The sequence below is a fragment of the Campylobacter troglodytis genome (genome assembly GCF_006864425.1).
Lineage (GTDB): Bacteria > Campylobacterota > Campylobacteria > Campylobacterales > Campylobacteraceae > Campylobacter_D > Campylobacter_D troglodytis.
On the sequence record NZ_QHLI01000110.1, the window covers coordinates 1 to 3,267 of the forward strand.

3 protein-coding genes and 1 pseudogene are annotated in these 3,267 nt (G+C 30.5%); all 4 read left to right on the forward strand.

Annotation, left to right across the window (positions count from 1 at the left end; translation table 11 throughout):
• Nucleotides 1–429: 429 nt before the first annotated feature.
• Nucleotides 430–771, forward strand: a complete 342-nt coding sequence (locus tag DMC01_RS12125) for a hypothetical protein (protein ID WP_246059235.1) — start codon at nucleotides 430–432, stop codon at nucleotides 769–771.
• 177 nt (nucleotides 772–948) lie between these two features.
• The gene (locus tag DMC01_RS12130; RefSeq protein WP_142694446.1) at nucleotides 949–1,308 is read left to right on the forward strand and encodes a hypothetical protein; all 360 of its coding nucleotides are present in this window, start codon (nucleotides 949–951) and stop codon (nucleotides 1,306–1,308) included.
• A gap of 17 nt (nucleotides 1,309–1,325) precedes the next feature.
• Complete coding sequence (locus DMC01_RS12135) at nucleotides 1,326–2,915, forward strand: lipase family protein (RefSeq protein WP_142694447.1); 1,590 nt, start codon at nucleotides 1,326–1,328, stop codon at nucleotides 2,913–2,915.
• A gap of 11 nt (nucleotides 2,916–2,926) precedes the next feature.
• Nucleotides 2,927–3,267 (forward strand): annotated as a pseudogene (locus tag DMC01_RS12140) (hypothetical protein); the annotation flags it as partial.

Here is a 3,267-nt window from a genome sequence, read left to right on the forward strand (position 1 = left end):
CTCTGCTTGATCTTAAAACGAATAATACCAAAATTGAAACCAGGCTTGAAGCCTTGATAGAAAGAGGCGTTGATGAGGGGACAAGATGAGGGGTGAAAAAAAGATGAGATGGAAATGATGAGAGCTTGAAAAAGATGAGATGGCAAAAATGAGGGAAAAATGAGGGAAAAATGAGGGAAAAATGAGGACGAGTAGAAAAGATGAGTGGTGGAAAAAAATGATGATGAGGAAAAAAAGATGAGTAGAAAAGATGAGTAGAAAAGATGAGAGGTGGATCTTGTGCTGTGTGATTTTATGGGGCATAAAAAGCTAAGGCACAAGATACTTTAACAAGATATTTTCTTAATTTTTATTTTCCATAAAATGATCTTGTTTTAAATTCAAGCGTTTTGAGCCAAAGACCTTATATAAGAAAATTTGAAAAATAATATGCAAGAAATAAATGATTTAAAAGACTACTCTGAACTTTCGTTGGCAAGTTATTTCTACTTTGATTTACTCAAAGATTCTAAGGGCAATTCCAGAAAAATCTATGAGTTAGATTCTAAGGGCAATAAAATCAAAGATGAAAGTTATTCAAGAGGATATAAGGAACTAACACTTAACTTAGAACACATAGTAAGTAGCAAATATAGTGGACAAGAGGTTTTGATAAATTTAAAGCAAGATGATACTTGGCAATCTAAGTTATTGAATTTGCTTGATGAAGGATTTAACCTTGATACACTCAATGGCGAATTTGGAGAAATTGCAAGCACAAAATTTCTCTAAACGATACAAAATTAAATTCCATCAAGCAAACACAGCCAGTGGATTCTCTGCGACACTATTTTATGATACACAAGATGATAAATTTATAGTTGGGTTTAGAGGAAATAAAATTTTATCTTGTAATATAAGAAAAATTTCGTATAATGCCATAAATTTGTAGTGTTTATGGTGTATCAAATGAAAATTACTAATTTAGTATATCTATGCGTTTGTGCTGGAATGTTGCCATTTGCATTTGTATCACATGAGAAAAATAGTGTTATAGAATTTTTACTACTTATTACTATACCCTATATTTATTATTTTGTTTTATACAAGCCTTTGTTGAATTTTGAGTTAGCCATTCAAGAGAAAATTATCACAAAAAACGATTATAGCTATTTACTTAAAAACAACTTGTTTGTGTATTTGGTATCATTTGCTATCGTCATAATATATTTTTATATGCAAAATATCATAGTTTTTATGGTTGCCATTGTGCCTATCATTATTTTGTGGATAATTACCATAAAAAAGATGCTGTTTTATAAGATTTAATTCAAATAGAGCAATGTATGATAACTAATAAGCTAGTAATCAGCAAGTTAAAAGACTACTCAGAACTTGCGTGGGCGAGTTATTTTTATTTTGATTTACTAGAATATTCTAAGGGTAATCCTAGAAAAATTTATGAGTTAAATTCTGATGGAAAAAAGATTAAAGATGAAGAATCCCCTAGAGGATATAAGGAAATTCAGCTAAATTTAGAGCATATAGTAAGTAAAAAATATCAAGGACAAGAGGTTTTAGATAATTTCAAGCAAGGGGATGATCTTTTTAATGCAGTGAAAAATCAAGTAAAAGATGTTTTTAATAACGATAAAGTAAATGGCGAATTTGAAGAAATTCAAGCTAAGAATTTTGCAAAACGGTATGAGGTTAAAATTCATCAAAAGAATACATTGCACGGTTTCTCTGCAACCTTGTTTTATGATAGGAAAAACAACGAATATATTGTTGCTTTTAGAGGAACGGAGGGGCCAATGGATTATTTAACGGATTTTCTCTTTAGCATTACCTCCTTAAATATGCAAAACAATTCATTGTTAAATTTTTTAATAAATATACAATACAAACTGCTCTTAAACGCAAAACCCATTATCTTTGTAGGGCATTCACTCGGTGGCTATTTAGCACAAATTGCCTTGTTATATTGCGATGATAAACACAAGGATTTACTGGGGTTTTCCCCTAAAGAAGTTTATACCTTTAATTCACCTAGTATTTATGGCTGGAATTTTCCAAATACTATTATAAATCCAAATACTATGAAAATTTTGCGAGAAGTTTTTGATAAATTAAGCATTGATACTTCAATGAAACTAACACATATCTATAACAGCAGTGGCATAAAGCTCGTAGCCAACGCTCAGTATGGCTCACAAAATACCTTGCCTATATATACAAGCTTAAATTCACACTCTATCATAACCCTTACTCAAACCCTTTATTTTTACTCCTATCTCTTAGAATCAAATACCAATAACGAAGAGCTTAAAAACAAAAATTTAAGACAAATCATAGAATATTTAAATAAATTCAGCCAAGATCTTAAAACACATACTCAATTTTTTATGCCCCATAACATCAATGATAAAAACACCAAAAAACACTCCAATACAACTCATGCTTCATTTTTGCCTAGTTTTTTAACTCATCAAGCTGAGAACACAAGCCATCTTTTCTTGCTTTTTGCAACAATTAAGGATAAAATTCACAAAATAGAGCCTATAAAACAAGATGAACATTTTAAAACAAGTCAAGATGAGCTTATTGATATTATCATTACTCTAAATAAGGCTTGCTATCATATAAAAATACTTAACAAGGCTTTTTTTGCAAAGCTTAGAAAAGAAACAAGCTTCATAAATGAGGATAAAAATATAGCATATAAGGCTTGCATAGCTCAATATAATAATTTTATCATCATAGATAAAAACAAGCAGCCCATAGAAACAAGGGCTAATCTTCATTTATTTTATGGCTATAATTCTAGTATATATCAAGTTCTTAGCACCGTGTGGGAAGAGCTTTTTTTAGGTGCTTGTTGTAAGATAATACAAGGCTTATACTATAACGGTAAGGCAAAATTACGCATTCTTTAAGGGCATAGAGTATGAATTTTATAGTTTCAATGCACGAGGACAAAAAAAGTATTTATATCATAGTTTATAGCAATAATGTTTTTATAAACTGTGATGAGATTTATGAGGAGCTTTTTGCTTATTTTAAGGATGATAAAAAGTGCTTAAATCTAGCTGAGCTTAAAAGCTATACAGTTAGGCTTTTTTTGCATTCTACCCTCCTTAAAGGCTCAAAGCAAGTTCCTAGCTTCTCCACTCTCACGCAAAATACTTCAAATTCACCCCTCTTCTTTTCAGAAGTAGATAAAGAAGGCAATTTCAAGGCAAATTCCCCCTTTTATCATTTCATCCCAGCTGATGAAACACTTAACAA

Excerpts from the sequence above, each read along its gene's own strand:
- DMC01_RS12125 (WP_246059235.1), top strand. The coding sequence starts at position 430 with ATGCAAGAAATAAATGATTTAAAAGACTACTCTGAACTTTCGTTGGCA.
- DMC01_RS12130 (WP_142694446.1), top strand. The coding sequence starts at position 949 with ATGAAAATTACTAATTTAGTATATCTATGCGTTTGTGCTGGAATGTTG.
- DMC01_RS12135 (WP_142694447.1), top strand. The coding sequence starts at position 1,326 with ATGATAACTAATAAGCTAGTAATCAGCAAGTTAAAAGACTACTCAGAA.